The organism is Methylophilus sp. DMC16, assembly GCF_056314045.1.
The window spans coordinates 1088306-1112136 of the sequence record NZ_JBQUZC010000001.1 but is presented as its reverse complement, the minus strand read 5'-3'; the positions used below and the strand labels follow the sequence as shown (position 1 = coordinate 1112136).

Here is a 23831-nt window from a genome sequence, read left to right as displayed (position 1 = left end):
GTAGGTAATATTGGAGGTTCAGATGGCTGCTGATGCTGCCTTATTAACAACAAGCAATGAGTCTGGCGGAGCGTCCAACATGTTTGGGCAGCTCGGACAAAAGTTAATGCTGGTCGCCGGGATTGCTGCCGTGGTTGCGGTGATGGTGGTGTTCTGGCTGTGGAGCCAGAAGCCGGATTACCGGGTGTTGTTCTCCAACTTTGCTGACAAGGATGGCGGTGCCATCGTCGCCGAGTTGGATAAATTGAATATCCCTTATCAATTTGCCGATGGTGGTGGTGCCATTCTGGTGCCTGCTGACATGGTGCATCAGGCACGTTTGAAACTGGCGGCACAAGGTCTGCCCAAAGGCGGCAACATCGGCTTTGAACTGCTGGAAAACCAGAAATTTGGCGTGTCTCAGTTTGTTGAGCAGGTAAACTTTCAACGCGGCCTTGAGGGCGAGCTGGAACGCAGTATCCAGTCTATCTCTGCTGTGCAGGCTGCTCGTATCCATCTGGCGATTCCCAAGCCCAGCGTGTTTGTGCGCGAGCAACAATACCCAACCGCTTCTGTGCTGCTCAATCTGCACAATGGCCGCCGGTTAGACGCACAACAAGTGGGTGCCGTCGTGCATCTGGTGGCAAGCAGTGTGCCTAACCTGTCTGCCGATCACGTCACCGTGGTCGATCAAAACGGCAATTTGCTGTCTGATAACGCCAATAAGCTCAAGCAAAGTGGCCTAGACCCAGAGCAGATGGCCTACGTGGAGAATATGCAAAACAGCATTGCTCGCCGCGTGGAATCCATTATTACGCCTATCGTCGGTGCGAAAAATGTGCATGCCGAAACCAGCGCCGAGATTGACTTCTCGATGACAGAACAGGCCAACGAGTCCTATAAACCCAACACCAAGCCGGATGACATGGCGATTCGCAGTGCGCAAAGCCATGAGACGCAAAATACCGGCGCCAACAACGGCGCGGTGCCTGGTGCTTTGTCTAACCAGCCGCCTGCAGATGCGACTGCTCCGATCAATGCCCCTGGTGCGCAGGGTCAAGGGGAAAATGCTGCGCCTGCTGCTGCCCCAACCCCGCCACAAAATACGCAAAAAGATACCACCACTAACTACGAGCTGGACAAGACTGTGAGCTATATCCAGCAGGCCAAGGGCGGCATCAAGCGCCTGCATGTGGCGGTGGTGGTCAATCACATCCCAGTCGTGGATAGCACCGGTAAAACGACTTACCGTGCACTGACAGCAGCCGAGAAGCAGCAGGTAAGCGACCTGGCAATGCAGGCCATGGGCTACAACAAAGAGCGTGGCGATACTATCTCTGTGGTGAATACCCCGTTTGTGGCCGAAGCACAGGAAAAACTGGTTGAGCCACCGCTGTGGAAGGACCCTGTCATGATTGAGTATGGTAAAGATGCCTTGCGCTTCCTGGCTGGCGTGGTGGTGTTGATGATGATTTATAAAAAATTGCTCAAGCCGATGGCCACCAAACTGACTGGCGCGGATAAAAAACAACTGGCTGTGACTGCGGCACAAAACGCGGCAGCAGGCGGTGAAGCGGTTGCCGGCGCGGCAGGCAGTGCAGCTGAAGGTGAAGATGCACTGGTCACCTTGAGTGGCGATCCTCCTGCGTTAACGGGCGATGATGGCCGGATGGATCAAACCTTGCTGGCCGTGAAGCAGGTGGCCAAAGAAAACCCACGCATGGTCGCGAATGTGGTTTCCAGCTGGGCGACTGCGGAGAAATAAACCATGACTGAAGGCTTGACTAAAAGCGCGATTTTGATGCTTGCCCTCGGTGAAGACGAAGCGGCGGAGGTGATGAAGTATTTGTCACCCAAAGAGGTACAGCGGCTGGGCATTGTCATGGCCTCAATGAAGCCGGTGCCACGTGAAGAAGTGACTGAAGTGCTGGAGTCCTTTATGGTCGACTTTGCCGGCAGCAGTGACTTCGGTCTGGATTCGGACGCCTATATCCGCTCGGTTCTGATCAAAGCTTTTGGCGATGACAAAGCCTCTAACCTGTTAAGCCGGATTCCGCAATCCCAAGATGCCGCGGGTATTGAAAGCCTGAAGTGGATGGATGCCTTCAGCGTGTCCGAGTTTATCAAGAATGAGCATCCGCAGATTATCGCGACCATCTTGTCACATCTGGAGGCAGACCAGGCCGCAGAAATTCTGGGGCATTTTACTGACCGTTTACGTCAGGATGTGATTTTGCGGATTGCCACGCTCGACAGCATTAAACCGGCCGCGCTCAAAGAGCTCAATGAAGGCATGATGAAAATGCTGTCAGGCAATGAAAACTTGAAGCGTCAGCCGATAGGTGGCGTAAAAACCGCGGCTGAAATCATGAACTACCTGAGTGGCGACAACGAGGCCAAATTGATGGAAGGCCTCAAAAGCTATGATGACAATATGGCACAGGAGATCATGGACCAGATGTTTGTGTTCGACAATATTCTGGAAATTGACGACAAAGGCATTCAAACGCTGCTGCGTGAGGTGCAATCTGATATGTTGATTGTGGCTTTGAAGGGAACCTCTGATGAGATGAAAGAGAAGTTCCTGCGCAATATGTCTTCGCGTGCAGCCGATATGATGCGTGAAGACATGGAAAGCCGTGGTCCGGTCAAGTTGTCTGAGGTTGAAGCACAGCAAAAACAAATTCTGCAAATTGTGCGCAGGCTGGCCGATGAGGGCCAGATCATGCTGGCTGCCAAAGGCGACGGTGAGCAATATGTTTAAATCCAGTCAGTGTAAGGAAGCATAATGGTGGCTGCAGCAATCCCAAAAGAACAAATGAGTGCCTATCAGCGCTGGGAGATGGCCAGTTTTGATGATGCTAATAGCAGTGAGAGCGTGCGTCGCAAACAGGCACAGGCCGATGAAGCCGCGCGCACGGTCACTGAAATTCTCAAGCAAGTCCGCCAGGAAGCCTATGAAGAAGGGTTCAAGATTGGTTATGGCGATGGCATGCAGCACGCGCAGGCACAACTGGAAAACGAACGTGGTCAGTTGTTGCAAATGGCGCAGAGTTTCCAGCAGGCGCTGGCGTTTCAGGATAGCCATGTTGCCGAGTCTGTTTTGAGCCTGGCGCTGGATCTGGCCAAAGCCATGATGAAAACCAAGCTGCAGGCTGATCCGCAGGCGGTGCTCCCGGTCGTGCTGGATGCCATGCACTATTTGCCCCAAGTCAGACAGCCCGCGCGCCTGATTGTGCATCCGGATGATGCGCAGGTGCTACGCAGTCATATCGGCGACACACTCAAAGAGCAAGGCTGGCAAATTGTGGAAGAGTTGCAAGTCGAACGTGGCGGTTGCCTGGTTGAAACGGCAGATAACCAGATTGATGCCAGCAATGAGGTCCGCTGGAAACGTCTGGTACAAGGGCTGTCACGCTATGATGACTGGCATAAACCTGCCTCCACCCACGAATAAGTTTTTCACTTTCTAGTTTAAGCCTACGTCATGACAATTTCAGATTCAGGGCTGCCGACGTTAGACGCGGTTGCTGACAATAGCCCCCAAGTCACCAATGAGCCTCCCAAGCAGCCCAATGTGCATGAGCAGCGCTGGCAAAGTTATTTGCGCGATTGCAGTGAACTGATCAATATGGTCGACCCGCTTGAAGTCGCAGGTCGTATCGTCAAGGTGACTGGCCTGGTGATGGTCGCTACCGGTATCAAAATGCCAATAGGCGGTGCCTGTTTTATCCCGTTACAGGATGGAGGCCGGGTAGAAGCCGAGGTGGTGGGATTCGATGGCGAGAATTTGCTGCTCATGCCGCAAACCGCGTTGGAGGGGGTCACCCCGGGCGCCAAGGTGTTCAGCATGGAAATTGCTGAAACCGTGCCAAAACCACAAATTGGCCGCCCGCCACGTCGACGTGCACAGGATAGAGCGCGCCATTTTCCGGTAGGGGATGGCTTGCTCGGACGCGTGGTCGATGCAGCCGGTAATCCGCTGGATGGTCTGGGCCCAATTCCGGGGGATGTGACCGCGCCACTCAATGGCCGCGTGATCAACCCATTGCAACGGGCACCGATTGAAGACACCCTGGATGTAGGGGTGCGTGCGATCAACGCCATGCTCACCGTGGGCAGGGGACAGCGCATGGGCCTGTTCGCCGGTTCTGGTGTGGGTAAGAGTGTGCTGCTGGGCATGATGGCCCGTTACACCACTGCGGATGTGATCGTGGTCGGCCTGATTGGTGAACGGGGCCGCGAGGTACAGGAATTTATCGAGCAGATTCTGGGGCCGGAGGGGCTGGCACGCTCTGTGGTGGTCGCTGCACCTGCCGACGTCTCGGCGTTGATGCGCTTGCAAGGCGCGAGTTATGCCACGGCCATTGCCGAGCGTTTCCGCCAGCAAGGCAAAAATGTGTTGCTGATTATGGATTCACTCACGCGTTATGCCATGGCGCAACGCGAAATTGCCCTGGCCATTGGTGAGCCACCGGCAACCAAGGGCTATCCGCCTTCTGTGTTTGCCAAATTGCCGGCACTGGTCGAGCGTACCGGCAACGGCGCCAGAGGCGAGGGCTCGATTACAGCGTTTTATACCGTGTTGACCGAAGGCGATGACCAGCAGGATCCGATTGCGGACTCTGCGCGCGCGATTTTGGACGGACACATCGTGTTGAACCGCAGCCTGGCCGAGAGCGGACATTACCCCGCCATTGATATCGAGCAGTCGATCAGTCGCGCCATGCACAACATTACCAGCAAAGAACATCAACAGGCCGCCCGCATGCTCAAGCAGTGGTACTCACGCTACCTGCGGAATCAGGACTTGATCGCGGTAGGGGCTTATCAGCCAGGATCAGACCCCATGCTGGATATCGCGATTAGAAAACGTGACGACATCAATGCCTTTTTACAACAAGACATTGATGAGTGTGCGGATATGCAGCATAGCCTGCAGCAATTAGCCAACACGCTGACCTTATAGACCCCCTTTAAAGCGAGCCTATGGCCAAACAATCCACCCAAACCCTGACCTTGCTTAATCAGTTGGCTGCCGATGAAGTGGAAGCGGCGATGCAGGCGCTGGCCCAGGCCATGCAACAGCTGGAACAGGCGCAACAGCAGCAAGTCATGCTGGCGCAATATCAGCAGGAATATGAGCAGCAATGGCAGCAGGTAGTGCAAAACGGCCTTAAAGCCGATTTATACCGTAATTTTCAGGGCTTTTTCTCGCAATTGGAATTGGCGGTACGCACGCAAAATGCTCAAATCGAACAATGTCAGGCGATTGTACAGCAGCAGCGGTTGCGGTTGCAGGAAAAACAGCGCAAGCAAAAGTCTTATGAAGTTTTGATTACGCGGGCCCAAACCTCACAGGCCAAGGCTGAAAACAAGCGTGATCAGAAAATGATGGACGAATTTGCCAGCCGCGCCAGACGAGCACGTTGGTAAATAGCCGGGAGTAATGTGATGGCCTTGATTAATTCACCAGTACTGCCTACCCAGGCGTCAGAGGCGCTTAAAGCGCCCATGACGTCGTCAGGTGGCCAGGAGCCGGTGTCACCCGATGCGTTTTCACAAACCTTGCGCCAGCAAATGGCCCAAGCCCAGCCTTCTGCGCCTAAAGACAAGCCTGCTGCGCCCAAAGCGGAGAACAACACTGAGCAAGGCGCTGTGTCGAGTGCAGCAAGCGAACCGACTGAACAGGATGGCAAAGGCACTGCTGCCACGGGGACAGAAGTGGCCCCTACAGAAAAAAATATTCCCCATCGCACAGGCAAAACCACGGCCAAATCCAAAGCAGACGAGAGCGACAGTCAGGCAAACAGTGTTGCCAAAGAGGCTTCTAGCGTGGTCTCACCTGCCGTTGGAGGGATTGACCCTGCCCGTTTGACCGATGCCAAACCAGACCAGAAAAAAACCGGTGTTGGCACGACTGAGGATCCCAGTGCTGCGGCTGCCGGCATCATGCCATGGATGCAGACCATGCTTGCGATGCGGGCTAATCAGCCCGCAGAGGCTGCAAAAGGTGGCGCCGAAGGGGTCGCATTGACCCTTAGTAACGGTCGCTTTGCAGCCGCTGGCTTCGATAAAGCCTCTAGCCAACACGGAATAACGAATGAGTTGCAGATCACGCCAGCCACCGACAAAGACACGCTGACAGCAGCGACCGCGGTTGTGCCAGACGGTAAGCAGCTCTCAAGCCTATCCACCAAATCAGAAAAGACGGCGGAAGGTTTTACAGCGCTGTTGAATAACGCCAAATCGACCAGCGCGGAGATTGTCTTGCCTAAAGGCATGGAGCAGGCCGTGCGTGCGCATGAAACGACGCAGGGCGCCAGTACATTGACCACGCCGCCCATGATAGAGGCTATGCCGCAGACGCCCTGGTTGCAATCGGCTGGTGTGACCGATTTGAGCCAGGTGGTCACCACCCAGATTACGACGCCGTTTACCGATGACCGTTGGCAAGCGGCAATTAACCAGCATGTGATGCAGATGGCCAGCCAGAGCGACGAAGTGGCCAGCCTGACCCTGTCGCCCCCGGATTTGGGGCCCATCCAGGTGGTGTTAAAGGTCGATAACCAATCAGTGAATCCCAGTTTTATCACGGATAATCCCCTAGTGCGCCAGGCGCTGGAGGATGGCATGCAGGATCTGCGTGATCGCATGCAGTCCCAGGGCTTGCAACTGGGACAGACCTTTGTTGGCAACGGGCAGCAGGCACAACAGCATTTTGAACAGCAATCCAGCCGTGATTCTGCAAGGACTGCAGCCCCTGCGGCTGAGTCAGACACGGCGATCGTACCGCAAACGGCAGTCCAGTCACGTGTGGTACGTGGCCTGGTGGATACGTTTGTATAAGCACTGCTCCAGATTGGCTAGCATGCCTCACCCAGCATAAAGGTTGATTTAACGCTGATTTTCCCCTTTTATCCGGCAATGTTTTGCTGGGCGCCCTCCGCATAATGACACCATATATCGTCAAAGTTTTACAGTAAGAAAGGTAGTGTCATGGCTCAAGAACCAGCAAAAGCAGACGGTGCAGCAGAGGCCGCCCCCAAATCCAAGAAAAAACTGATTGTGATCCTGGCCGTGGTGCTGGCGTTAGCCGCTGGCGGCGGCGCAGCAGCCTTCTTCCTGATGAAAAAACCTGAAGCGCATCAGGCCAAAGGCAAGCATGGTAGCAAGGCCGAGAAAGAGGATGGCCATGAAGAAAGTGCTGCTGAGGGCGAAGAGGAAGAGGCCGCAGCCGATGAAGAAGAGGAAGAGCATGAAAGCGGTGGTGGCGGTGGCCATGGTGAAGCAGGTGCGGGCCCGGCCTACTTGCAGTTTGAAACGTTTACCGTGAACTTGCTGCCTGATCCCGATGAAAAGTTTTTGCAACTGGACCTGACCATTGAAGCCAAAGACACTGCACTGGCCGACAAAATGAAGGCACAAATGCCGCTCATGCGTAACCGTGTATTGATGTTGCTCACCAGTAAAAAAGCATCGGATATTGCGACGCCTGAGGGCAAAGCTCAGCTCAGCGAAGAACTGCTGGCAGAACTGAAAAAACCTTTGAAAAAGGGGGGTAAACAACTCAAGATCAAACAGGTGTTGTTTACTTCATTTGTCATCCAGTAATGCCTGAGAATAACCATGTCTGCAGATAAATTCTTATCACAAGACGAAATCGACGCCTTACTTAAAGGGGTCGAGGGCGACGATGACAGTGATGCCTCCAGCAAGGATGAGTCTGGTGTCCGCAACTACAACCTGGCCACGCAAGAGCGCATCGTGCGTGGGCGCATGGCCACGCTTGAGATCATTAATGAGCGTTTTGCCCGTCTGCTGCGTATTGAGTTGTTCAATTTTCTGCGGCGTACAGTCGAAATCTCGGTAGGGCCGGTCAGGATCATCAAGTACACGGACTTTATCCGTAATCTGGTGGTCCCCACCAACCTCAATTTGATCCATATGAATCCCTTGCGCGGCACGGGTGTGCTGGTGCTGGATCCTACCTTGGTCTTTTTGCTGGTGGATAATATGTTTGGCGGCGATGGCCGCTTTCATACCCGGGTGGAGGGGCGTGATTTCACAGAAACCGAGCAGCGGATTATTCAACGCGTGCTGAATATCTTGTTTGATGCCTACCAGAAAGCCTGGGCGCCTATTTATCCGGTGCAGTTTGAGTATCTGCGCTCGGAGATGAATACCCAGTTTGCCAGCATTGCCACGCCGAATGAAGTGGTGGTGGCGATTACGTTTAATGTGGAGCTTGGACCTAACAGTGGTGAAATCCATTTCTGTGTGCCTTATGCCATGGTGGAGCCGATCAAGGACTTGTTGACCTCGTCCCTGCAAGGCGAGAACCTTGGCGGTGACAAACGCTGGGTAAAAATGATGACCCAGCAAATCCAGGCGGCAGAAGTCGAAATTGTGGCCAATCTGACCACACGCAAGATGATGGTGGCAGACCTGCTTGCGTTAAAAGTGGGGGATGTCATTCCTGTGAATATTCAGGATACGGTAGAAGGACAAATCGATAACGTGCCCATTATGGAGTGTCGTTATGGCGTGTTTAACGGGCAATATGCGCTCAAGGTGGAAAAAATGATACGTGCTGACGGTAGTAGTCAGGAACAATTGCAAGGAGAGTCATAATGGCAATGGATCCCGCGACAAGTAGTAATGAAGAGGAATTGGATGCCGCACTGGCCAGCATGGGGATGCCTGAGTCGGAAGGGGTGCAAACCATTGCCGAGGATGACTGGGGCGCGGCCCTGGCCGAGCAGACCAAAGCCGAGTCCTCTGCATTGCAAGAGCCGATAGGCAAGGCAGCCGTCTTCAACGAGTTTAGCAGCAGCAACAAACTCGAAGGCACCCAGAACGATATTGATTTTATTCTGGATATTCCGGTACAGCTGACTGTAGAGCTGGGCCGTACCAAGATTTCGATCAAGAACCTGCTGCAATTGGCGCAAGGTTCTGTGGTTGAGCTGGATGGCATGGCGGGTGAACCCATGGACGTATTAGTGAATGGCTGCCTGATTGCACAAGGTGAGGTGGTGGTGGTGAACGACAAGTTTGGTATCCGCCTGACCGACATCATTACCCCCGCAGAACGTATCCGTAAACTGAACCGCTAACTGTCCGGGATACTGATGCGTATGATGCATGCATGCAAATGGCTGCTGGCCGCCGTGGCTAGCTGGAGTATTTCGCCACTCGCCCTGGCTGCCGCGACAACAACGGCTGCCACGGTAGCCCCTAGCACCGGCGATACCTTGGGCCGTATGGTGTGGGGCACGGTGATCGTCTTGCTGGCGATTGCGGCGGTTGCCTGGTTCTTGCGTCGCGTCCTGCCTGGGCAAGGCTATTCAAAAGCTGGTGTGATCAGGCAGGTTGGCGGCTTGCAATTGAGCCCACGCGAGCGGGTGGTGGTGCTTGAAGTGGGTGGCCGTTGGCTGGTGGTAGGGCTGCATGGTGGGCAAATGACCGCGTTGGGTGAGGTGAGTCCGACTGCCACTGAATCGGCTGCATCCGACAGCACGCAGGCGGCAGCGCCTTCTGCCCAGGCGATCTCTGCTCAAGCGATTGTTGATCCGCAAGCTTCTTTTGCCGTGCGTTTGCAACAGGCGATGCAGGCCACCTTGCAAGACAAAGTCAAATCTTTCAAAAACAAGCCTTGAGTGGCTTATTTCCAGCCTTTGATTGGGCTGTCCCCAGCGTAGACTATCCTTAACTTATTTTAGAGCTTGTGCTGTCCAAAGATGGCGCAAGTCAGTGACGGGTATTGTTGCATGCGTTTACATTCCATCCTCAAGTCTTTGCAAGTCATGCTGCCAATCGCACTGCTGCTATTGTGGTCATCAGGCAGTCTGGCGGCAGAGGGCTTGCCCATCGGCACGGTGACGCCGGCGCCAGGGGGTGGCCAGGACTATACACTGAGCCTGCAAACGCTGATTCTGCTGACTGCACTCACGTTTATTCCAGCCGCCTTGCTCATGATGACCGGCTTTACGCGCATTGTGATTGTGCTGTCGCTGTTACGTCAGGCGTTGGGGACACAATCTGCACCGTCTAACCAGGTATTGATAGGCCTGGCCTTGTTTATTACCTTTTTTGTCATGGGGCCGGTATTTGACAAGATTTATACCGATGCCTACCAGCCGCTTTCCGAAAGTAAAATCACCATGCAGGAAGCGCTGCAACGCGGTGTCTTGCCGCTTAAAACCTTTATGCTCAAGCAAACGCGCGAGACCGACCTGGCCATGTTTGCCAATATGGCCCATAGTGAGTCCATCAATACGCCAGAAGAAGTCCCGCTCAGAATTCTGGTGCCTGCATTTATGACCAGTGAGCTGAAAACGGCGTTTCAGATTGGTTTTGCCATTTATATCCCGTTTCTGATTATCGACATGGTGGTGGCCAGTATCTTGATGGCCATGGGCATGATGATGATGTCACCGGCCGTGGTCTCTTTGCCTTTCAAGCTGATGCTGTTTGTGCTGGTAGACGGCTGGCAATTGATCCTGGGGTCTTTGGCGCAAAGCTTTGTCCTCTAACTCGTTTCTTTTTGGAGTATTGTATGAGTCCAGAACAAGTCCTGACCTTGGGCAGTGAAGCCATGCAGACCACCTTGCTGGTGGCAGCGCCGGTATTGGGCACTGCGCTGATCATTGGTCTGGTGGTCAGTATTTTTCAGGCGGCCACACAAATCAACGAGCAGACCTTGTCTTTTATCCCCAAGCTGGTAGGGGTGATGGCGATCTTGCTATTGGCCGGGCACTGGATGCTGATGACGCTGGTGGACTACATGCACCATATCTTTACCATGATTCCACAGCTGGTCAATTAACGAGGACTGCCTCACCACATGCTGACGATTCATGACTCAGACCTGCAGCAATGGGTGGTACAGTTTCTCTGGCCGCTGACACGTATCCTCGGCTGCATTGCCGTGGTGCCGTTGTTTAGTCATCCCTCCATTCCCAACCGCATTAAACTCACAATCGGCTTTATCATTACGCTGGCACTGGTGCCTGGCATCCAGGTGCCTAATATTGCCGTGCTGTCATGGCAAGGCTTGTTCTCATTACTGGCGCAGTTTTTGATCGGCATCAGCATGGGCTTTGTCATGCGGCTCATGTTCACTGCCGTTGAGCTGGCTGGCTTTATGATGGGGATGAGCATGGGGCTGGGCTTTGCCAGCTTTTATGACCCGCATACCGAAGGGCAAACCATCGCCGTCGCCCAGATGCTGACCATGCTGACCTTGATGGTATTTATGAGCCTGGACGGGCACTTGATTGTCATTGCGGTGATGATGCAGAGTTTTGAAACCATGCCGATAGGCATGACGCACTGGCAACTGAATAGCCAGGCGATTGCAAGCATTGGAGGTCATATTTTCTCGCAAGGCTTGCTGATGTCTTTGCCCGTGATTGCCAGTCTGCTGATTACCAACATGGCGCTGGGCGTATTAACCAAAGCTGCCCCTCAACTCAACCTGTTTGCCATGGGCTTTCCAATCACCATCGCGGTCGGGTTTATCATGATTTTGCTCGGATTACCTTCCCTGATTCATCCGGTCGAGGACTGGATGATCGATGCGCAGCAATACATGCTGCAAGTGCTGCATTAGTCTCACTGATTTACCAATCGCGCTTTAGACGAATTGTTTGGATTGATCCATGAAAAAGCCGATCGCTGGTAAGCGATCGGCTAAAAATCAGTGCGATACCGGTCTGAATTAAATAAACTGGAACAGTGACAATTTAGAGGTCGAAACAAACGACTTCTGAGCGGCTTCCATAATGGTATTCTTTTTAGCCAGGTCAGACAGTGCTTGCGTGTAGTCCAGGTCTTGCAAGTCGGAAAGTACCTTAGAGTATTGCAGGGATATATCATCGCCTGTGTCATCCAGAATCTGGATTTCATTGAGTTGGCTACCAATTTGCGCTCTGGTATCAAGAATGCTGTCCAGGGATTTGTCTGTATTCTGCAGAGCAGTTGCCAGGCCATTGGTGAAGTTGGTGCGCGATGTTGCATCAGTAATCGGTGTATTGAGCAACGTAATTGCCTGTTGCATGTTGGCAAATAAATTATTGCCATTGGCATTGAACACGCTATCACCTGTAAACGTGGTCGGCATGGTCCGGTTATCGTCAATCTGCAAATTCATGCGCGAGGTCTCCCCCTGGAAAACACCCGCACTGGTAAATGCCGCCTTATCTGTAGTAAATCCTGAGTAGATAAAATTACCCATGGAGTCTTTGGCGTTGGCCAGACTGATCAGGCTATCCAGGCGGCCTTGCAACTCAGTCGCAATACTTTGGCGCTGTGAATCGTTATAGGTGGCGTTACCCGCGGCCGTCAGTGAACTCTTGATATTCAACACCAGGTCAGTCACGGACGATAAATTGGTTTCATAGTTTTCGAGCATGCTGCTGGCCGTTTTTCGCGTCTCAGCAAAAGTGTCCTTCATGCTCTTGTTATTGTTGATCTCGATAATCCTGGCAGAGGCAACCGGGTCATCCGCTGGCGAGCGGACTTTCTTGCCTGAAGAAATTTTTTCATTCAGATCATTCACGTCACTTTGTAGGCCCATGAGGCGGTTGGTGCCATTGGCATAGATCGTATTTGTACTTAATCTCATAGTGACATCCTTACTCGATGTGATTTACCCAGTTCTGAATTTATCTGCCCAGACTTAGCAGGGTATCGAACATATTACTGGCGATTTGCATCATTTTGCCTGCCGCTTGATACGCTTGCTGATAGCGTAGCAGGTTGGCAGCCTCTTCATCCAGGTTGACCCCTGATTGTGACTGCATGGCCGAGGTGGCATTATCCAGCGCAGTTTTGTCGGCCTGGTTAATGATGCTCATCTGGTTGGCTTTAATCCCCACCGCACTGGTGGTGAGGGCATAAGCCTGTGCAAAGGTTCTGTTGGTAGAGCTGGCATTCACCCTGACGAAGTTCTGATTCTGTAAATCAGCCAGTTTTAGCGCATTGGTGTTGTCGCTTTCCCCTTTAGAAGGGTTGTCGGCCAATGCCAGCTTTTCCACATCCGTTACCGCCAGGGTCAATCCGCTGGCAGCATACTGGGTAGGCTTAATCAGGTAAGAGTCGCCATTGGTCGGTGAACTGGTATTTGTGTTGATGGTGATGCCATCCTGATTGAATGGCAAGGTTACATTTGTCCAGACGTACTTATCATTTTGGCGCGTGATATTGTACTGACCATTCACATACTCCAGGGTGTAGTTACTGCTGGTCAGTTGTGAAGGATCCGTGATCGCGACAGAGGCCTGTTTGCTCTGGTCAGTATTATTGCGGTTGCTGATCGCGACCGGGCCAGCAATATTAAACATATTCTGGCCAACGGTACCGGTCAGGTCTGTGCCCTGTTTGTGCTGGTTGTTAAACGCCGTGGCAAAGGTAATCGCCAGTTGTCCCAGCTGGTTTTGTACCGTGTCTAGCGTTTCATCCCTGAATTGCAATGCGCCGCCCAATGCGCCGCCCGTCAGAGAGCCGCTTATGGGTTTAGGCGAGCCAGAAGCACCATAACCGACTTCAAGTCGGGTGCTATCCGTGTCATTGGGTACCGCATACAGGTCTTGGGATTGATTGCCCAGTACAATCGGGATGCCATTGCCGATGGAAACGTTGTAAGTGTTATCTTGCTGTGGCAGGACTGTCGTTTTGATCTGTTCACTGATTTTTGCGACGAGCAAGTCACGCTGGTCCATCAGGTCATTGGGCGGATTACCAGTTGAACTAAACGCTTGCTTGATTTTTTCATTCAGATCCGCAATAGAGCTGGCATAGCTGTTAATGGTTGCCACACTGGTTGAAACTTGCGTATTGATATTGGAACGCATTTCATCCAGACGCGAATTGACTGCGGTAAAGCGGCTCACCAAGGATTGCGCATTGGAAATGACCGTTTGCCGGGTGGCAATATCCGAAGGGTTCGCAGCCGCTGCGCTGACAGATCTGAAAAAGTTGGTCATCACCGCGCTCACGCCGGCTTTGTCATCAGACAGCAGGCTATTAACTTCATTAATGCCTTGTAAATATACCGAGCTTGAACTTTGGTTACTGGTTGTATTAATCACTTGTTTGGCCAGCACGTCATCGTAGGAGCGCACGATGGTCCCAACCTCGGCGCCTTGACCAAGGTAACCGTTACCAAAACTTTGTGCGGCTGCTGCCTTTTGAACAATAGACTGCCTGTTGTATCCAGGCGTGGATGCATTGGCAATGTTATGTCCCGTGGTTGCAATGCCTAGCTGAGCGACGGTCAGCGCACTTTTCCCAACGTTTAATACATTCATATGCTATAGACCTTTCGGGCAAGCGGATGGATGACCGCTTAAAAACGGTCATCAACATCACGATTAAGTTGCCTAACGGCAATGTTTTCAAATACTTTAATTTCAACTTCGCAAATGATTAATCACTTGCGTCAGTTTTTTGCCATATTGCGGATCAGTCGCATAGCCTGCACGCTGCAGCGCATGGGCATAAGCGCTGGCATCATGCGTGTTATTCATGGCTTGTTGATAGCGCGGATTTTGCGAAATCATTTTGGCGTAATCCTTGAATGCATCACTGTAGCTGTCGTAGGCACGGAATTTTTCCACTTTGGTTTGCTTGACGCCATTCATGTACTCGGTGGTGGTACTACTGACGACTTTGCCTTTCCAGCTGGCATCAGCCTTGATGCCGAACAGGTTATGGCTGTTGACGCCATTCTCTGTTTTAATTTCATGTTTACCCCAGCCGCTTTCCAGTGCAGCCTGGCCGATCATGAATTTGGCCGGAATGCCAGATGCGTTACTGGCTGCCTGCGCATGTGGCAGCATGCTTTGAATGAATTGCTGGGTTTTGCCAGCGACTTCACGCATCGCGGTCGCCAACGGCGCCTGGGGCAGGGTAAAGCCTTGCACATTGGCTTGTGTTTCTTCAATCAAAGGCGGCAATTCCGGGATGCCACGTGCCCAGGCGGTATCGCTGGCTGGCGCTGTGGACTGAGTATCAGCAGCTTCCCATTGTTGATACGCTTCACGGATTTTTTGTGTTGCTTGTGCCAGCACGGCTTGGGCATGGGTGGGGACTGCGCTCTGCACCGTTGCACTGCTGAGTTTGTCAGTGGCTTTATTCGCCTTGCCCGATTCGTTACCGCTTGCGGGTGTGTTGGTATCCACGGGATGTCCGTTGAGTTTACTCAATTGCCTGACCAACACATCAGTGAGACCCAGGCCTTTCTGGCTCAAATGGGTACTCAATTGTTGATCAAGCATGCCGGTAAACATTTTGCTTTGTTCGTTATCGGCAAAGCCTTCTTGCGGGACGGTATCGCGCATGCTTTTGAGCATCATGTTCATCAAAATACCTTCAAACTGACGTGCCACTGCACGAATGGTTTCAGGCGAGTCATTTTTGGCTCGCTTGAGACTATTCAGCGCACTGCCGTCTATGGCCAGGCTATTTGGATCGACACGTGGTTGCATGAGCGCCTCCCGTTTAAATCACCTCAAGCTCGGCATTCAATGCACCGGCCGCTTTCATGGCCTGCAGAATTGCCAGCAAGTCCTGCGGCGTCGTGCCAATGGCGTTGAGTGCTTTGACCACATCTGCCAGGTTGGCCCCATTGTTGAGCTTGAGCACTTTGCCAGGCTCTTTGTTGATATTGATCTCAGACACTGCAGTAGACACCGTTTGGCCGTTAGAGAATGGGCCAGGCTGGCTGATGACCGGTGAGGTATTAATGACCACTGACAGGTTGCCATGCGAGACGGCGCAACTATCCAGCGTCACGGCCTTGTTCATGACCACGGAGCCGGTGCGTGCATTGAGAATAATTTTGGCAGGCGTTGCCGCCAGCGCTACATTAATGGTTTCGAGATTGGCTAAAAATGAGACACGGCTCATGCTCTCAGGTGGGCGAACCTGGATCACGCGGCCGCTCTCGGCTTGCGCAGTCATCGGGCCAAACTTTTTATTGATGGCTTCCACGACGTTATTGGCGGTTGAAAAATCACTTTCTTTAAGCTCAAGCCTGACAATATCCTGGCTGAGCAGGGTGTTTGGCAGCGCGCGCTCTACGGTCGCCCCTTCAGAAATCCGGCCCACGCTCAGATGGTTAATCTGGGTCTGGCTGCCATTGGCTGAAGCGCCGACCCCGCCGACCACCAGGTTTCCCTGTGCCATGGCATAAATCTGGCCGTCTGCACCTTTGAGTGGCGTCATCAGCAAGGTACCCCCCCGCAAGCTTTTGGCGTTGCCCATGGAGGAAACGGTCACATCCAGCGTTTGACCGGGTTGTGCAAAAGGGGGCAGGGCACTGGTGACCATGACGGCGGCAATATTTTTCAGCATCAGGTTGGTCCCGGGTGGAATCGTCACACCGAGCTGGTTCATCATGCTGATGATACTTTGGACGGTAAACGGGGTTTGTACTGTCATGTCGCCTGTGCCATCCAAGCCGACGACCAGGCCATAGCCAATCAGCTGGTTGCTACGCACGCCCTGGATGTTGCTGATGTCCTTGATCCGTTCTGCGTGGGCATTATCGGTGTTGACGATGGTCACGCTGAGCAATAACAGCATGCACAACAGTTCTTTTCTGTAGTCATAAAAAGACCGTAACAGGGTGCGTGCGTTGCGGGGGCGTGTTTGTTTCATCATGTGTGCCCCTTACAACGGAATCATGCTAAGAAAGAAGCGGGAAAACATCGATAGCACTTCTGCCGCATCCATTTTGCTATTGGTGCGGTATTCGATACGCGCATCAGCCACCTTGGTAGAGACCACCTGGTTACCAATGGTAATCATGTCCGGGTTGACCACGCCAGAGAAGCGCACATACTCTGTGCCTTTGTCAAAGCCGATCTGTTTTTCGCCGCTGATCACGAGATAGCCATTGGGCAGCACATCGACCACGGTTGCCGTGACAGAGCCGCTAAAGGTGTTGCTGGCATCCGCAGTCGCCTTGTCTTTGAAGGAGAGGGCAGAGCTGGCATTGAATGAAGCTTTAGGCACGTTGTGACCAAATAAACCGGTGACACCAGCCGTAGTTGCACCGTCTTTGGTTTGTTCATTGTCAGTGGCTTTGTTGGCGGTGGTGTTCTCTGTAATCAGCACGGTGACCATGTCGCCGACATAGCGTGGACGACGATCCTCAAACAGTGGACGGTAGGCGCCGCTGTTAAAAATAGCCCCTTCGCTGCGCGTATCCGGGCGGGCCGCCGCAACGCGAGGTGTTTCAGGCTTTTGAACAATCGTAGACGGCGTGATGGAACAGCCATTCAGTAATTGGGAGAATGCCAGACAAAGTAATAAGCTCATGATCGTTCTATTCATCATTTGAATGCCCCTCAACCAGGGATTAAAGCTGCGCTAGTTTTTGCAGCATCTGATCCGAGGTCGTGATTGCTTTGCTATTAATTTCATAAGCGCGCTGCGTCTGAATCATGCTCACCAGTTCTTCCACCACATTGACGTTGGACGTTTCAACATAGCCAGAATTCAACAGCCCCGCGCCATTAGTGCCCGGTGTGTTCACACCAGGGTTACCAGAGGCCGTGGTTTCGACATACAGGTTTTCGCCTTTGCCCTGCAAGCCGGCCGGGTTAATAAATGTTGCCAGCTGGATCTGTCCAATCTGTGTAGTGGCGGTAGAACCTGGAGTGGTGATCGAGACCACGCCATCACGGCCTATGGTCAGGCTTTGCGCATTGGCCGGAATACTGATTGCCGGTTGTACAGGATAGCCGCTAGCGGTGACCAGCTGGCCCTGGCTGTCAACCTGGAAAGAGCCGTCACGGGTATAAGCGGTGGTGCCATCTGGCAGCAAAATCTGGAAGAAGCCTTGACCCTGGATCGCGACATCCTTGTCGTTACCTGTTTGCTGCAGGTTGCCTTGGGTGAAAATACGCTCAGTCGCGACCGGTTTGACCCCGGTACCCAACTGCAAGCCGCTGGGTGACTGACTTTGCTGAGAAGTCTGGGCGCCGACCTGGCGCAGGTTTTGGTATAACAGGTCTTCAAATACGGCACGCGATTTTTTAAAGCCACTGGTACTGACGTTGGCCAGGTTGTTTGAAATCACGTCCATCTGCATTTGCTGTGCATCCAGACCGGTTTTGGAAATCCATAATGAGCGTATCATCGTTCACTCCTTGGGCATTGAGCCATGTTCATAGTGTCATCTTAGTCCTGGCCTTAGCCATTCAAACCAAAGAGTTGATCAGCTTTTCCGGCGTTGTTTTGGGCGTTATCAAGCATTTTCATTTGCATCTCAAACTGGCGCGCCAAGCTGATCATGTTGACCATGGTATCGACGACATTCACGTTACTACTTTCCAATGCACCACCGACCACCGTGACATTGGCATCTGCCGGTGCCGGTTGTCCATTCGAAGTCACAAACAAGCCATCTGCAGCCCGTTTCAGACTGGATTCTGGCGGGTTTGCCAGTTTGATACGGCCGATAATATTGGTTGCACCGGGCGCCGTCAGATTGTTCACGCTGGAGACCGTGCCGTCCTTGGCAATCGTCACCGAGACATCCGGTGGAATGCTGATCGGACCACCATCGCCCATCACATTCAAGCCGGATTCGGTTTGCAACTGCCCATTCTGGTTAATCTTGAGTGAACCGTTACGCGTATAGCCCTCAGAGCCATCGGCGCGCTGGACGGCAATCCAGCCTTCGCCTTGCACGGCAATGTCCAGATCACGTCCGGTTTGCTGAATGCTGCCTGCGGCATAATTGGTACCCATGGTGGCGTCAACCACAAAGGCGCGGGTTGGCAGGCCATCTCCTAAAATGGGCACCGCCCGGAAGCTGTCTATCTGCGCTTTGAAGCCTGTTGTCGTTGCGTTGGCCAGGTTGTGTGCAGTGGTAGCCTGTTGCTCCAGGATATGTTTGGCGCCGGTCATGGCGGTATAAATCAGACGGTCCATTGCGACTCCTTCAATCAGTCAACATTCAGCGTTTAACGACTCAATTAACGCATGTTCACCAGTGTTTGCAGCACCTGGTCTTGCGTTTTAATGGTTTGTGAGTTGGCCTGGTAAACGCGCTGCGCCATAATCATGTTCACCAGTTCTGCAGTCAGGTCGACGTTGGAGTCTTCCACTGCCGAAGATTGCAATACCCCCAGCGTGCTGCTGCCTGGTGCGCCAATCAAGGCTTCGCCTGAATCGAACGAGGATTGCCACTGATTGCCGCCCAGCGAGCGCAAGCCGTTAGGGTTGACAAAGTTGGCCAAAACCACACGGCCCAGCGCCTGTGATTGACCATTACTGTAACGTCCCACAATAATGCCGTCGCTACCGATGCTGAAGTTGGCAATCCGGCCAGAGGTGTAGCCGTCCTGGGCTAACTTGTTCACACTGAAGCCAGAGCCATATTGCGTACTGGCGGTGTAATCCAGTTTGAGGTTGACGGCAGCTGCACCGCTTGAAGGTGTAAAGCTGACATTCAGGGCTGTAGAGTTGGTGGTGTCATACGCGCCAGAGGTCGTGAATTTAATCGTGCCTGTTGCTGTATATGGATCTGAAGCATTCGCTTTCGGTGGGACCACACTGCCGTCAGCAGTGGTATATGTTTGCCAGGTGTTTGCAGCGGTTTTGACAAAGTAATTCTGCACCGTATGGCTATTGCCCAAGGCATCATACACGGTAATCGAAGTCGAGTTGGTGTAGGTAGTGGCATCAGAAGGATTAAATGGTTTAACCGATTGATCGATGACTGGGCTATCCGAGTTCAGATTGAGCTTGCCGGTGACCTGGGTGGATGTTTTTGGGGGCAGGTCGCTGGTGTTAATTTGAATATCTACTGGTGAGGAGCCTTCCAGGTTGTCAGCACTGTTGCCTCTGAGGCGTTTGCCTTCACTATTCACAATATAACCATCTTTATCCATCTCAAACTGGCCGTTACGCGTGTAGGTGACGACACCGTTCTGGCTCATAATGAAAAAGCCATTGCCATTGATGGCTACATCCAGTGTATTGTTGGTATTGGTGATGTTGCCTTGCGTGAACTCCTGCGAGACCTTGGCCAGCTTGGTACCAATCCCGATTTGTGTGGCGCCCCCGCCGTTCAATGAGGCGGCATACACATCAGAAAATTTGGAGGTTGATTGCTTAAAACCCACAGTGTTGGCGTTGGCGACGTTGTTGCCAATCACAGACAATTGTTGAGAGGTGGCATTTAAACCGCTAAGACCTTGTTGAAAACTCATGCTATTTCTCCTTGCGTAAGATTACATTCTGTGGGGCTTTAGAATACTTCCAGAACATCGGCCAGTGCCACGTCCTTGCCTGTACTCAAATTCAGTCTGGACGAGCCGTTCATTTGTGAAACACTTTGCACCTGGGCCAGGCTTAATGCGGTGCTGGTTGTTTTTGCATCCCCCAGTGTTGCGGTCGTTTCAAAGGTATAAGTGCCAGTCGGTGCCGGTTGCCCGCTCGCGTCTTTTCCATCCCAGGACAGGGCGTTGATGCCGGTGGCCTGCTTGCCTAGCGTCAGTGTTTGAATGACGGTGCCTGCGCCATTTTTAATGGTGACGGTCAGGTTGTCGGCTCCGTTCGGGATGTTGACACCGAACAGTGCGCCTTTTTCACCCAGCTCCATGGTATTGCCGGCAGACAATATATTTCGGCCTATCATGCTGGTCGCCTGGTAGGACTGGCCCATCTGCACGTTGTTGATGAGGCTGGTCATGGAGTCATTCAGTTTGTTGATCCCGGTTACCGTGTTCAGTTGCGCCATCTGGCTAGTCACCTGGGCATTGTCCATCGGGTTGAGCGGGTCCTGGTTTTTCATTTGCGTCACCAGAAGCTTCATGAACCTATCTTGGGCATCATCGGTACTGGTTGTATTTGATGAGCGATTGTTCACTGTATTGAGCAAGTCTTGAGGGACCTGATTGTTAGTATTCACCGTGGTCATATGAGATTCCTTTCTGCAGGTTATTGACCAATATTGAGTGTTTTAAGCAACATGGTCTTGGCCGCATTCATGGTTTCCACGTTGTTTTGATAAGCTCGGGAGGCAGAGATCATGTTCACCATCTCTTCAGTAACGTTGACGTTAGGCATGGTGATATAGCCTTCACTGTTGGCCATCGGATGTTTGGGGTCGTAGACCACTTTGCCGGGGCGGTTATCTTCAATCACCCCGTCAACCGCAACCGTGCTAGCGTTTTGATTCGCCGCATCTTGTACGGCCTTGAACACGACCTGTTTGGCCTGATAGGGTTTGCCGTCAGAGCTGACCACGCTGTCCGCGTTGGCCAGGTTACTGGCTACGGTATTCAGACGCATGGATTGTGCGCTCATCGCAGAGCCGGAAATCTTGAATACATTAAACAAAGACATGTCAGTACTCCTTACTCAATTACTGGCCATTGATTGCGGTCAGCATTTTTTTGATCTGGCCGGTGATCATGGTTAAGCTTGCTTCATAACGGATGCCGTTATCGACATAGGCATTACGTTCTGCATCCATGTCTACCGTATTGCCGTCTACAGAGGCTTGCGTCACGGTACGGAACAATGGATCACCCGGGCTTGCGTAGCCTTGATTCGGCTGACCTTGCATGTGGCCCGAGTCGGTTTTTTGCAAACCACCTGTTGCTGTACCCGTGCTACTGGCTGGATGCATGGCGGCCTGCATGGCGGTTTTAAAGTCGATATCGCGTGCCTTGTATTGCGGTGTATCCGCATTGGCGATATTGGATGCCAACAGCTCTTGACGTTCATTGCGTACACGCAATGCCGTCTGATGAAAATTCAGTGCGGCGTCTAATTTGTTGATCATCATTGATTCCTTTCACTTGCCTGAATCTCTGGCTTTAATCTTTGGTTAGCGATTGTTGTAGCCTCGTCGCCAAAACACCTTTATTCAAAAATATCCTAAAGGTTTGCCAGACACTGCCGTTAATCCTGATAACTCGTTACCTCTTATTGCTCGAGTCACTTTTACTAGCTATGCCTAGTGTACGCCGCACATTTATGAACAATTTCTGAATTAAATGCGGTAAATCCCCTTTATTTGAGCATTTAGCGCCAGCGGTTGTGCGTAGAATGAATGCTCATGAAACCTCGTCTGCTTACAATTTTTTGTGCAATGCTGATTGCCCTGACCGGGTTCTTCAGTCATTTACTGCACGCAGCTGACCGTACAGCGACAAGCGCTACGCTGGTCAATCAGCGTGTCGCTGAGCCGGCGGTCGCAGACATGCACAGCCGCGTGTATCAAACCGCTGTGCAATATGTGCAGAGCCAGACGCAAGGTTATCCAGGCAAAGTCAATGTCGACATTCAGCCACTAGACAGCCGTGTTCGTATTGCTGCCTGCGACATGATGGAAGGATTTACCGTACCAGGCTCACGGTTGTGGGGTAAAACACATATAGGTGTCCGTTGCCTGCAAGCCGAGACCAAGTTGTGGACGCTGTATGTGCAGGCAGACGTGCAAGTGTGGGCTGAATATGCAGTGACGGCAGTGCCAGTCAGTCAGGGTGCACTACTCAGCCCGAACGATGTGGTGTTGCAATCAGGGGATTTAAGCAAGCTACCGGCTGGCATTATCACGGACTTGTCCATGCTCGAAGGCAAACAAGCCGCCTTGAATATGCCGCTGGGCACGGTGTTGCGCCCAGAGCTGCTCAAGTCCAGACCTGTGATCATGCAGGGTCAGACTGTACAGTTAAATAGCCGTGGCGAAGGATTTGTGGTCAGTGCCGATGGGACTGCACTGCAAACAGCCAATGCCGGGCAGGTGGTGGATGTCAAAGTCAGTAGCGGCCAGGTGATTAAAGGGGTTGCACTGTCGAGTGGAAAAGTCGATGTAAGATATTAGGCAGACTCACCACGACAAACATGAAAAAATACTTCTCGATCAGAATCTTGAGATAAAAACTATATTAACAACTAAAGTTCGCTTAAACTATGCCGATAGAACTGTTAATCAATGAGGGTTTAGTCACCCGACAAACTCAGACATCAAGGCAGAGGGATAGCATGAATATTTCAGATTCGATCAAGAAACTTGGGATTGGTGTAGATAAACCAGTATTAGATAAAGGTACCAGCAGCAAAAGTACCGAAAAAACAAGCACATCGGCAACGCCAGCCAGCAAAGACAACGTGACATTGTCCGCGGCATCGGTGCAGATGCAGTCCATAGAAGCGGGGATCGCCTCGTCAGAGGTGTTTGATACGCACAAAGTGGACGAAATTAAAAGTGCTATTGCGCGTGGAGACTTTACTGTCGACACGGGTAAAGTGGCTGACGGCTTATTGCAAACCGTTAAGGACTTGATACATTCGAAAAAAGGATGATGTTTATGACAACTGCAAATCGCAACGCTATCCCTGAGATCAGTTTTGAAGCGGATGCCAATCTGGTTGAAGCGCTCATTGAAGATTTGCAGAATGAACAAAAAGCCTTGGTCAAAGCTGACCTGGATACCATAGAACGGATTATTGATCAGCGTGTAGAGTTACTACAGGCGCTGGGTGAAGCCGCAAAACAGCGTTACGCTGCCTTGTCGGCGGCCGGCTTCGAAGCCAATGAAAAAGGCATGGCTAAATGGCTGGAGTTAGGACATGGCAAAGTGATGGATACGGCATGGATGGAGTTCCAGAAAAAACTGGCGCAGGCAAAAGAGCTTAACCGCATCAACGGCATCCTGATCAACAAGCATTTTCAACGCAACCAGGAAAAGCTGGATGCGATTCAAGGCAAAGCAACCAATGCCACGCAGTTCTATGGCAAAAATGGCCAAACTCACGGTGCCCACAGCTCTCGCACCAGTTTTGCGGTATAACTCGCATTAAAATCAAACGATCAC

The 23831-nt window shown here is 52.2% G+C and carries 27 protein-coding genes; 16 read left to right on the top strand and 11 right to left on the bottom strand.

Translation table 11 applies throughout. The features are described 5' to 3' along the window. The first annotated feature begins 22 nt into the window (after positions 1–22). From fliF to fliR, 13 genes are all read left to right on the top strand, one after another. The gene (fliF, locus tag ACT53D_RS05380; RefSeq protein ID WP_194746930.1) at positions 23–1744 is read left to right on the top strand and encodes a flagellar basal-body MS-ring/collar protein FliF; all 1722 of its coding nucleotides are present in this window, start codon (positions 23–25) and stop codon (positions 1742–1744) included. Between the two features lie 3 nt (positions 1745–1747). After that, positions 1748–2743 (top strand): flagellar motor switch protein FliG, encoded by a 996-nt coding sequence (gene fliG, locus ACT53D_RS05375; protein ID WP_275354926.1) that lies wholly within the window; start codon positions 1748–1750, stop codon positions 2741–2743. A gap of 24 nt (positions 2744–2767) precedes the next feature. Beyond that, complete coding sequence (locus tag ACT53D_RS05370; RefSeq protein WP_194746928.1) at positions 2768–3436, top strand: flagellar assembly protein FliH; 669 nt, start codon at positions 2768–2770, stop codon at positions 3434–3436. Between the two features lie 30 nt (positions 3437–3466). Next, complete coding sequence (gene fliI, locus ACT53D_RS05365; RefSeq protein WP_313988821.1) at positions 3467–4948, top strand: flagellar protein export ATPase FliI; 1482 nt, start codon at positions 3467–3469, stop codon at positions 4946–4948. 20 nt (positions 4949–4968) lie between these two features. Beyond that, positions 4969–5415: a flagellar export protein FliJ gene (gene fliJ, locus ACT53D_RS05360; protein WP_194746927.1), complete on the top strand. Its 447-nt coding sequence runs from the start codon at positions 4969–4971 to the stop codon at positions 5413–5415. An 18-nt stretch (positions 5416–5433) separates the two neighbouring features. Continuing rightward, positions 5434–6828: a flagellar hook-length control protein FliK gene (locus ACT53D_RS05355; protein WP_476154899.1), complete on the top strand. Its 1395-nt coding sequence runs from the start codon at positions 5434–5436 to the stop codon at positions 6826–6828. A gap of 150 nt (positions 6829–6978) precedes the next feature. Next, a complete protein-coding gene (locus ACT53D_RS05350; RefSeq protein ID WP_194746925.1) occupies positions 6979–7593 on the top strand; it encodes a flagellar basal body-associated FliL family protein in 615 nt (204 codons plus the stop codon). Between the two features lie 15 nt (positions 7594–7608). Further along, positions 7609–8613: a flagellar motor switch protein FliM gene (gene fliM / locus ACT53D_RS05345; RefSeq protein ID WP_194746924.1), complete on the top strand. Its 1005-nt coding sequence runs from the start codon at positions 7609–7611 to the stop codon at positions 8611–8613. 59 nt (positions 8614–8672) lie between these two features. Continuing rightward, positions 8673–9098, top strand: a complete 426-nt coding sequence (fliN, locus tag ACT53D_RS05340) for a flagellar motor switch protein FliN (RefSeq protein ID WP_194747501.1) — start codon at positions 8673–8675, stop codon at positions 9096–9098. Between the two features lie 21 nt (positions 9099–9119). Next, positions 9120–9641, top strand: coding sequence for a flagellar biosynthetic protein FliO (gene fliO, locus ACT53D_RS05335; RefSeq protein WP_476154897.1), 522 nt, complete (start codon positions 9120–9122; stop codon positions 9639–9641). A gap of 111 nt (positions 9642–9752) precedes the next feature. Then, entirely contained in the window at positions 9753–10517 is a 765-nt protein-coding gene (gene fliP / locus ACT53D_RS05330; RefSeq protein ID WP_255521171.1) for a flagellar type III secretion system pore protein FliP, read from the top strand. A gap of 23 nt (positions 10518–10540) precedes the next feature. Further along, positions 10541–10810: a flagellar biosynthesis protein FliQ gene (fliQ, locus tag ACT53D_RS05325; protein ID WP_194746923.1), complete on the top strand. Its 270-nt coding sequence runs from the start codon at positions 10541–10543 to the stop codon at positions 10808–10810. 18 nt (positions 10811–10828) lie between these two features. Next, positions 10829–11596 (top strand): flagellar biosynthetic protein FliR, encoded by a 768-nt coding sequence (fliR, locus tag ACT53D_RS05320; protein ID WP_194746922.1) that lies wholly within the window; start codon positions 10829–10831, stop codon positions 11594–11596. Between the two features lie 108 nt (positions 11597–11704). Here the strand turns inward: fliR and flgL are convergent, their stop codons facing one another. From flgL to flgB, 11 genes are all read right to left on the bottom strand, one after another. Further along, the gene (flgL, locus tag ACT53D_RS05315; RefSeq protein WP_194746921.1) at positions 11705–12610 is read right to left on the bottom strand and encodes a flagellar hook-associated protein FlgL; all 906 of its coding nucleotides are present in this window, start codon (positions 12608–12610) and stop codon (positions 11705–11707) included. Positions 12611–12650: 40 nt separating this feature from the next. Continuing rightward, on the bottom strand, positions 12651–14294 hold the full coding sequence (gene flgK, locus ACT53D_RS05310) for a flagellar hook-associated protein FlgK (protein WP_194746920.1): 1644 nt from the start codon (positions 14292–14294) through the stop codon (positions 12651–12653). Between the two features lie 102 nt (positions 14295–14396). Further along, entirely contained in the window at positions 14397–15473 is a 1077-nt protein-coding gene (gene flgJ, locus ACT53D_RS05305; RefSeq protein ID WP_476154893.1) for a flagellar assembly peptidoglycan hydrolase FlgJ, read from the bottom strand. A 13-nt stretch (positions 15474–15486) separates the two neighbouring features. Beyond that, entirely contained in the window at positions 15487–16572 is a 1086-nt protein-coding gene (locus ACT53D_RS05300) for a flagellar basal body P-ring protein FlgI (RefSeq protein ID WP_476155597.1), read from the bottom strand. Positions 16573–16659: 87 nt separating this feature from the next. Continuing rightward, positions 16660–17310, bottom strand: coding sequence for a flagellar basal body L-ring protein FlgH (locus tag ACT53D_RS05295; protein ID WP_194746918.1), 651 nt, complete (start codon positions 17308–17310; stop codon positions 16660–16662). A gap of 40 nt (positions 17311–17350) precedes the next feature. Continuing rightward, positions 17351–18133, bottom strand: a complete 783-nt coding sequence (flgG, locus tag ACT53D_RS05290; RefSeq protein ID WP_194746917.1) for a flagellar basal-body rod protein FlgG — start codon at positions 18131–18133, stop codon at positions 17351–17353. A gap of 53 nt (positions 18134–18186) precedes the next feature. Continuing rightward, on the bottom strand, positions 18187–18930 hold the full coding sequence (gene flgF, locus ACT53D_RS05285; RefSeq protein ID WP_194746916.1) for a flagellar basal-body rod protein FlgF: 744 nt from the start codon (positions 18928–18930) through the stop codon (positions 18187–18189). Between the two features lie 44 nt (positions 18931–18974). Next, positions 18975–20213: a flagellar hook protein FlgE gene (gene flgE / locus ACT53D_RS05280; RefSeq protein WP_275354942.1), complete on the bottom strand. Its 1239-nt coding sequence runs from the start codon at positions 20211–20213 to the stop codon at positions 18975–18977. A gap of 38 nt (positions 20214–20251) precedes the next feature. Beyond that, a complete protein-coding gene (locus ACT53D_RS05275; RefSeq protein ID WP_275354943.1) occupies positions 20252–20923 on the bottom strand; it encodes a flagellar hook assembly protein FlgD in 672 nt (223 codons plus the stop codon). 20 nt (positions 20924–20943) lie between these two features. Continuing rightward, complete coding sequence (gene flgC / locus ACT53D_RS05270; protein WP_194746913.1) at positions 20944–21351, bottom strand: flagellar basal body rod protein FlgC; 408 nt, start codon at positions 21349–21351, stop codon at positions 20944–20946. 19 nt (positions 21352–21370) lie between these two features. Continuing rightward, entirely contained in the window at positions 21371–21793 is a 423-nt protein-coding gene (gene flgB, locus ACT53D_RS05265) for a flagellar basal body rod protein FlgB (RefSeq protein ID WP_476154890.1), read from the bottom strand. 276 nt (positions 21794–22069) lie between these two features. Here flgB and flgA point away from each other — a divergent pair, with 276 nt between their 5' ends. From flgA to ACT53D_RS05250, 3 genes are all read left to right on the top strand, one after another. Continuing rightward, positions 22070–22837: a flagellar basal body P-ring formation chaperone FlgA gene (gene flgA / locus ACT53D_RS05260; RefSeq protein ID WP_476154888.1), complete on the top strand. Its 768-nt coding sequence runs from the start codon at positions 22070–22072 to the stop codon at positions 22835–22837. Positions 22838–22998: 161 nt separating this feature from the next. Then, positions 22999–23319: a flagellar biosynthesis anti-sigma factor FlgM gene (gene flgM / locus ACT53D_RS05255; RefSeq protein WP_275354946.1), complete on the top strand. Its 321-nt coding sequence runs from the start codon at positions 22999–23001 to the stop codon at positions 23317–23319. Between the two features lie 5 nt (positions 23320–23324). Next, positions 23325–23807, top strand: coding sequence for a flagella synthesis protein FlgN (locus tag ACT53D_RS05250; RefSeq protein ID WP_194746909.1), 483 nt, complete (start codon positions 23325–23327; stop codon positions 23805–23807). The last annotated feature ends 24 nt before the right edge of the window (positions 23808–23831 follow it).

What these genes read in the sequence shown, in the direction of transcription:
- fliF (WP_194746930.1), top strand. Translation starts at nt 23, where the DNA reads ATGGCTGCTGATGCTGCCTTATTAACAACAAGCAATGAGTCTGGCGGA.
- fliG (WP_275354926.1), top strand. Translation starts at nt 1,748, where the DNA reads ATGACTGAAGGCTTGACTAAAAGCGCGATTTTGATGCTTGCCCTCGGT.
- ACT53D_RS05370 (WP_194746928.1), top strand. Translation starts at nt 2,768, where the DNA reads ATGGTGGCTGCAGCAATCCCAAAAGAACAAATGAGTGCCTATCAGCGC.
- fliI (WP_313988821.1), top strand. Translation starts at nt 3,467, where the DNA reads ATGACAATTTCAGATTCAGGGCTGCCGACGTTAGACGCGGTTGCTGAC.
- fliJ (WP_194746927.1), top strand. Translation starts at nt 4,969, where the DNA reads ATGGCCAAACAATCCACCCAAACCCTGACCTTGCTTAATCAGTTGGCT.
- ACT53D_RS05355 (WP_476154899.1), top strand. Translation starts at nt 5,434, where the DNA reads ATGGCCTTGATTAATTCACCAGTACTGCCTACCCAGGCGTCAGAGGCG.
- ACT53D_RS05350 (WP_194746925.1), top strand. Translation starts at nt 6,979, where the DNA reads ATGGCTCAAGAACCAGCAAAAGCAGACGGTGCAGCAGAGGCCGCCCCC.
- fliM (WP_194746924.1), top strand. Translation starts at nt 7,609, where the DNA reads ATGTCTGCAGATAAATTCTTATCACAAGACGAAATCGACGCCTTACTT.
- fliN (WP_194747501.1), top strand. Translation starts at nt 8,673, where the DNA reads ATGGGGATGCCTGAGTCGGAAGGGGTGCAAACCATTGCCGAGGATGAC.
- fliO (WP_476154897.1), top strand. Translation starts at nt 9,120, where the DNA reads ATGATGCATGCATGCAAATGGCTGCTGGCCGCCGTGGCTAGCTGGAGT.
- fliP (WP_255521171.1), top strand. Translation starts at nt 9,753, where the DNA reads ATGCGTTTACATTCCATCCTCAAGTCTTTGCAAGTCATGCTGCCAATC.
- fliQ (WP_194746923.1), top strand. Translation starts at nt 10,541, where the DNA reads ATGAGTCCAGAACAAGTCCTGACCTTGGGCAGTGAAGCCATGCAGACC.
- fliR (WP_194746922.1), top strand. Translation starts at nt 10,829, where the DNA reads ATGCTGACGATTCATGACTCAGACCTGCAGCAATGGGTGGTACAGTTT.
- flgL (WP_194746921.1), bottom strand. Translation starts at nt 12,610, where the DNA reads ATGAGATTAAGTACAAATACGATCTATGCCAATGGCACCAACCGCCTC.
- flgK (WP_194746920.1), bottom strand. Translation starts at nt 14,294, where the DNA reads ATGAATGTATTAAACGTTGGGAAAAGTGCGCTGACCGTCGCTCAGCTA.
- flgJ (WP_476154893.1), bottom strand. Translation starts at nt 15,473, where the DNA reads ATGCAACCACGTGTCGATCCAAATAGCCTGGCCATAGACGGCAGTGCG.
- ACT53D_RS05300 (WP_476155597.1), bottom strand. Translation starts at nt 16,572, where the DNA reads ATGCTGTTATTGCTCAGCGTGACCATCGTCAACACCGATAATGCCCAC.
- ACT53D_RS05295 (WP_194746918.1), bottom strand. Translation starts at nt 17,310, where the DNA reads ATGAGCTTATTACTTTGTCTGGCATTCTCCCAATTACTGAATGGCTGT.
- flgG (WP_194746917.1), bottom strand. Translation starts at nt 18,133, where the DNA reads ATGATACGCTCATTATGGATTTCCAAAACCGGTCTGGATGCACAGCAA.
- flgF (WP_194746916.1), bottom strand. Translation starts at nt 18,930, where the DNA reads ATGGACCGTCTGATTTATACCGCCATGACCGGCGCCAAACATATCCTG.
- flgE (WP_275354942.1), bottom strand. Translation starts at nt 20,213, where the DNA reads ATGAGTTTTCAACAAGGTCTTAGCGGTTTAAATGCCACCTCTCAACAA.
- ACT53D_RS05275 (WP_275354943.1), bottom strand. Translation starts at nt 20,923, where the DNA reads ATGACCACGGTGAATACTAACAATCAGGTCCCTCAAGACTTGCTCAAT.
- flgC (WP_194746913.1), bottom strand. Translation starts at nt 21,351, where the DNA reads ATGTCTTTGTTTAATGTATTCAAGATTTCCGGCTCTGCGATGAGCGCA.
- flgB (WP_476154890.1), bottom strand. Translation starts at nt 21,793, where the DNA reads ATGATCAACAAATTAGACGCCGCACTGAATTTTCATCAGACGGCATTG.
- flgA (WP_476154888.1), top strand. Translation starts at nt 22,070, where the DNA reads ATGAAACCTCGTCTGCTTACAATTTTTTGTGCAATGCTGATTGCCCTG.
- flgM (WP_275354946.1), top strand. Translation starts at nt 22,999, where the DNA reads ATGAATATTTCAGATTCGATCAAGAAACTTGGGATTGGTGTAGATAAA.
- ACT53D_RS05250 (WP_194746909.1), top strand. Translation starts at nt 23,325, where the DNA reads ATGACAACTGCAAATCGCAACGCTATCCCTGAGATCAGTTTTGAAGCG.